The sequence below is a fragment of the Paenibacillus sp. J31R122 genome (assembly GCF_056269185.1).
Genome location: NZ_JBWDNM010000038.1, coordinates 1 through 5215, shown reverse-complemented (window position 1 = coordinate 5215; position 5215 = coordinate 1). Strand labels below are relative to the sequence as shown.

Below are 5215 nucleotides of genomic sequence, written 5' to 3'. Positions count from 1 at the left end.
CGCTTCTACGCAAAGCTTTCACCGTACGCAGGCATCCTAGCTACATGGGGGCTTGGCCCCTCCCATGACCGGACTTTCACCGGCTAGAAGATGCGTGCTTCTGGGCACGCGTTTAATAAAACGAGCAGGCAACCGCAGTGCCTGCTCATCGTTGTGTGCTATTGAACTAACGTTCCCAGTTAGCGTAATGATCTCTGCCGAATAGGCCCGAAGCGTGAATATGGTGTTAGCCGATGCTTCCTCTTCTTCGAGTTACCCACCGAATATGTCTTGATCTTCTTATGCCTTATCCGTTCTTGACCTTAGATGCTTCTGGCTTTGAGGGTTTACCCATATGTTCTTGACCTAGGAAATTTCGGCTAACGATTTGTATTGACGACGTCCTGGCCCCTTAGAGCCGCTGCTTATAGTTGTGAGGCATGCCGAACACCTAATGCAGTGACGTCCCGACGGGCTTAGGGGGCTGGATGTGGTCACTCGCTTCTCAGAGTGACCCGGAGCGTCACTATGGTGTTAGCCGAAGGAAGTTCTGGAAGCAGCCATTGCATTTAAGGCGTTCTCAAAATAGCTATATACTTCATCTGCAATTCCCAGAAACTCTTCAACAAGTACATTACTATCCAAGTAACAAGCATACAGATAATCAACTAAAGCGGAGTCAATCTCACAATAGTTTAATATGGCATTCTTCATCTTAATAATGTCATCTTGCCATACACCTGTATCTTCTAAAACCAAAGAGTATAATGCACGAATTAATCTCTTAGAGTAACCTTTAATATATCTAGTTTTCATTGTGTTATCACTAGCATTAGAAAGTAAACTATGTATACGATCTACTTCCTCCTTGGTCTCTGTATTTAAGTCTAAAATGAACTCTGGAGAAATAATTATCGGTGGTACTTTTTCACCAACGTCATGACCATATATGCAAACACAAATTATCTTAATCCAAAAACCCCACTCATTCGGTTTACTTAATACATCGTCAATCGAGCAAATTATCGTATCAATCTTAGTTGCTAATGGAAATTCTTCCAAAATCTTGTCTTTAATATTTGACAATCTTTCGTAATCAATATCTTTGGGATTTACACATACAATAGTAAAGTCTGCATCTGACTTAAAAGGTTTAGCAGTTCCTTTTGGAATCGAGCCACACATATAAATGCTATGAATCTTACCTTTAAATTCGGTAAGTATATTATCTATATACTTATCAACAAAATCCTTATATTCACTTTGTATTACAATTCTTTTTATAACTTTTTCTAATATCATATAGACTCCTCCTAAACATGTAAGAACTTCTTTCGGCTAACGTTCTTGAATTCTCGACGTCCGACGGAGTCGGATGTGACCGGCTGAATCTACTCTGGCTTCTCAACTTCGGTCCGAACCGAGGGCGTAGCCCGAAGCGTGAATGTGGTGTTAGCCGATGCTTCCTCTTCTTCGAGTTAACCACCGAAGATATGTATTGATCTTCTTATGCCCTTATCCGATCTTGACCTTAGATGCTCCTGGCTTTGAGGGTTTACCCATATGTTCTTGACCTAGGAAGTTTCGGCTAACGTCTTTTTTGCGAACTTCGTAAATCAGTCATATTTAATCTATTCGCGAAATGATTAAACTAACCTGCCCGTTAGCTCAACAAGGCCGCCGTTTCATGCCGGCAGTCTCGTTATGGAGATTATTAAGCTATAGTCTCCCGTTAGCGTAACAACCAATCGGTTTAACTTTCATTTTTGAAATGAAAATGTTCATGATGGATCGCATCCATCCCAACCAACTTACCACTCTTTTTATGGTAATATGCGAAGTTATTATTCAGCGGCATTCGAAGTAATTGATAATTGCGATCCCTTGGCAAGGCTTCGACTTTATTAATTGCTAACTCACGTGTGGTGTAAATACCTATTGGAGAGAAATTTGGAAAACCAGTTGAAGCATCAGCAACGAAAATTCCCCAAACGTAATCATTTGGCACAAAATTCACCCTTATCCTTTTAAGACCTAAAACCTGAGTTAAGTATTCGGTGACCAGTTGAATTATCCTGCCCGCTAGCTTAATGAGATGAGCAGGCTACCGTAACGTCTGCTCATCAATGAGTATTATTCAACTATCGTTCTCCGTTACTTCAACAAACGATGCTTATTTCTTTATAATGGGTATACATATTTCGCTTTTAAATTGCGGCGATGCTACATCTTTGTGCTCATTCCAGAGCATTTCCGGCCCTTCGCTTAGCTCATATTCCGCGGACGGAAACCATTCGGAATAAATGCGTCCCCAGATCTCTTGAAGCGCACTCGGAAAAGGGCCGACGGCTGTGAATACAGCCCATGTAGAGGCTTGCACCTCCAGCTGGGCGAAGCCATCTCCATCTTTCGTTGTGGCCGCCCCGATGTAATGATCGAGCTCTCCTTTCTCCTCAATCCGCCCTTCACTGAAATTCGTGGAAGCACTGATTAGTCCTGAAGGTTGAACATTCGAAAAGCCCTTAATCTTATCAATCATTTCTGGGGTGAGACCTTCAAACATCGACGCAATCTCCGGATTCACCCCTTGAAATACTATTGGCACTCTTTTTTTGATCCCCACGATGCGAAAAGCCTCTTTGTCTTCAATTCGGTAGTTCATTTCACTTCCTCCTTTGATAGTCAGTTGAAACGTCATCCGCGGGAAGGCTTTGAGGGACTGTCCATGGATCCGGGCTTCCGAGGGAGTAATCCCATGCATGCTTTGGAAAGCTCTAGTAAAGGAATCCGGCGAGGTATATCCGTATTTCATCGCAGCATCGATGACCTTGATGTCACTGTGGCTTAGCTCGAGTGCTGCCAAAGTTAGGCGTCTTCGGCGGATGTATTCCGACAGAGTAATGCCTGCAACATCCGTGTAAAATGATATTCTGAACAGCAGGCAATTTTCGCTGCCTCCTGATAGTCCACACGATCAGTAAGATTCTCCTCAATATAGCTTAAAGCTTTGTTCAGTTGCGCCAGCATATCCATGATATCGCCTCCCCTCGTTACTCAAAGCATAGCAGAGAAGGTAATTCCCTCCCGACATTTAGTGCACAATCCTGTAGGGTCTTTCTCAGCTCAGTGAACAAAAGTCAAGTCTGGTAGGAATGCCGTGAGCTCCTTTGTTGTCTCTTTAAAGTTGGCTGGCAAATCCGTAGGATTGGGTCTCCCTAAATCCCAATGGTATTCAAGCTGCCGTCACTACGCTCCCATGACCTGCTCGAGGCTTTTCGAAGAGGGCGGAATCAGGCAGACTACCCTGACCGTCTAAACGCTTCGCAGCCGGGACAACGTCCCTTAAGTGGTGAGGCTTCTTGAATACAAGAAACGTGAAGATTTTCAATGGGCTTTCATTAGAATTCTTTCATCAAGAGTATTCAATATTCCGAAAATTTGTAAAATGACTTAAACTATCCTCAGTGGGGAGGAGGTGAAACAATGAACAAGTTTAAAAAATTAATTTTGCCAGTGGCATGCGCTTTTGCCATGTCTGCTGCCGTTCCATCTGCATCGGCCGGAGCTGGAACATGGGATTATATTGGCGAAGAAACTGTTTACCAGAATGGCAGTAGCTGGGATTCTGGCGGAGGTAGTTGGAAGGTAACAAGTGACTCATACAATAAAGTCTGCGTAACCTATGAGCTTTGGGAATATGATCCTTATGATCCTGATGACTATATAGGAAAGCGCACTGTCTGCCCTGGTAAGAGTAATGTATTTGATGTTAGCGGATTTACTGACGGTGGCGGTCAAGCCGAACTTTACGTGAAAAAAACGAATTATAAAAATACTCCTACAAGAATGATTTATCACGACTGATCAAAGACAAGCCCGTGCTTGAAATCAGAGCGGCAGTCCTAAAACTCTAATTTTCCGTCCAGGGCTGCCGCTAGTTATTAAGCTCTTGTTTTCCGTTAACTCAATAGCAAATGAATAACAACTCGTTATTTCTCCCAAAGCTCGACCAGTCGACCTTCAGGATCTTCAATCCAAATAAACTTTGCAAAATCACTAATCTCTTTTTTCTTTGCAAGAGGTACACCAATATGTTCAAGATGTTTAATAGTCTCATTTAGATTATGTACTTGGAAATTTAGCATCACTTGTTGTTCTTTTGGAAAATAACCATCATTCTCGGTAAAGAAAGAAAAGATAGTCTCATTTCCAAATTGGGGTTTTATCACAGTCCCATTCCAATTTTCTATTTCAATTTTCAACACTTCACTGTACCATTTTTTTATAACTTCAAGATTCTTAGTTCTCCAAAATACTCCTCCAAAACCTTTTATCATTTTTTCAACTATACTGCCCGTTAGCTTAATGATTTACTGCAATCCTACTTATCGCAGATGTGTCGCCCGCTGAATTCCCCATTACTGCAACATCAGACAATAAAAAAACCACCTGTCAGGTGGCTGTGGCTATTCAAAGTTTAATTGTGATTATCTATTTTTTATTTAGGCTATCTGCTAACGGTATTTCAGCAATAACCTTTGGTCCATCTAGTATGAGTAAAACACCTTCAAGTGAAGTTGATTTTACTTTTCCAACATCGACGTTTTCCTTAAATTGAAATTCAGCATGAAAAGATGCTTCTTTTCCTGGCTCTAAAATACCTTCTGAGCTTCCGCCTCTAAATTGCATTTTTCGGAATACCGTATTCTGTTGTATCTCCATCAACGAAGCCAGTTTATCATATGGTCTTACTGTCACTTCCAAACCATATGAGTGATGTCCAGGATAATCGAATGTTCCAAAAATTCGTTGTGACCCAGTATTTTTGATTCTGAAGTCGTATCGTAGTATATGTCCAGATTTAATGACCGTTGTTTCTACATTTGTCAAAACAAGCTCACCTTTCTTTACAAATCCCATAGTAAAGAAAAGTGATAAGCACATCAGTAATACAACTGATACTTTTTTCATAATTCCCTCCCTTGAACAAGCAGTTCGTTTATTTCCTGCGCTCGTTCTCAAGATAAGATAACCAAACTGTGGTAAATATATTCTTTATTCCACTATCCTGCCCGTTAGCGTAATGAAGGGCTACCACATGGCAGCCCTTTCGGTGTTCAACTATCGTTTCCCGTTAGCTTAATCTTCTTCCGATACTACTTGAAATTTGATAAAAGCTCACCATTGATTATTTAAAGTTTGGATTTGCAACTACTTTTAATTGATCACCTATTTT

The 5215-nt window shown here is 41.3% G+C and carries 5 protein-coding genes and 1 pseudogene; 1 reads left to right on the top strand and 5 read right to left on the bottom strand.

Features of this window, described 5'->3' with window-relative positions; genetic code table 11:
• Positions 1 to 513: 513 nt before the first annotated feature.
• The 3 genes and pseudogenes from AC0YN7_RS29505 to AC0YN7_RS29495 form a co-directional block, all read right to left on the bottom strand.
• A complete protein-coding gene (locus AC0YN7_RS29505; RefSeq protein ID WP_475813583.1) occupies positions 514 to 1281 on the bottom strand; it encodes a nucleotidyltransferase domain-containing protein in 768 nt (255 codons plus the stop codon).
• 451 nt (positions 1282 to 1732) lie between these two features.
• A complete protein-coding gene (locus AC0YN7_RS29500) occupies positions 1733 to 1987 on the bottom strand; it encodes a hypothetical protein (RefSeq protein ID WP_475813582.1) in 255 nt (84 codons plus the stop codon).
• Positions 1988 to 2152: 165 nt separating this feature from the next.
• Positions 2153 to 3012: pseudogene (locus AC0YN7_RS29495) on the bottom strand (AraC family transcriptional regulator).
• A gap of 450 nt (positions 3013 to 3462) precedes the next feature.
• Here AC0YN7_RS29495 and AC0YN7_RS29490 point away from each other — a divergent pair.
• Positions 3463 to 3843 (top strand): hypothetical protein, encoded by a 381-nt coding sequence (locus tag AC0YN7_RS29490; RefSeq protein WP_475813581.1) that lies wholly within the window; start codon positions 3463 to 3465, stop codon positions 3841 to 3843.
• A gap of 125 nt (positions 3844 to 3968) precedes the next feature.
• Here AC0YN7_RS29490 and AC0YN7_RS29485 read toward each other — a convergent pair whose 3' ends face one another.
• Together AC0YN7_RS29485 and AC0YN7_RS29480 are read right to left on the bottom strand one after the other, a co-directional pair.
• The gene (locus AC0YN7_RS29485) at positions 3969 to 4316 is read right to left on the bottom strand and encodes a VOC family protein (protein ID WP_475813580.1); all 348 of its coding nucleotides are present in this window, start codon (positions 4314 to 4316) and stop codon (positions 3969 to 3971) included.
• A gap of 154 nt (positions 4317 to 4470) precedes the next feature.
• The gene (locus AC0YN7_RS29480; protein ID WP_475813579.1) at positions 4471 to 4950 is read right to left on the bottom strand and encodes a hypothetical protein; all 480 of its coding nucleotides are present in this window, start codon (positions 4948 to 4950) and stop codon (positions 4471 to 4473) included.
• Positions 4951 to 5215 lie beyond the last annotated feature (265 nt).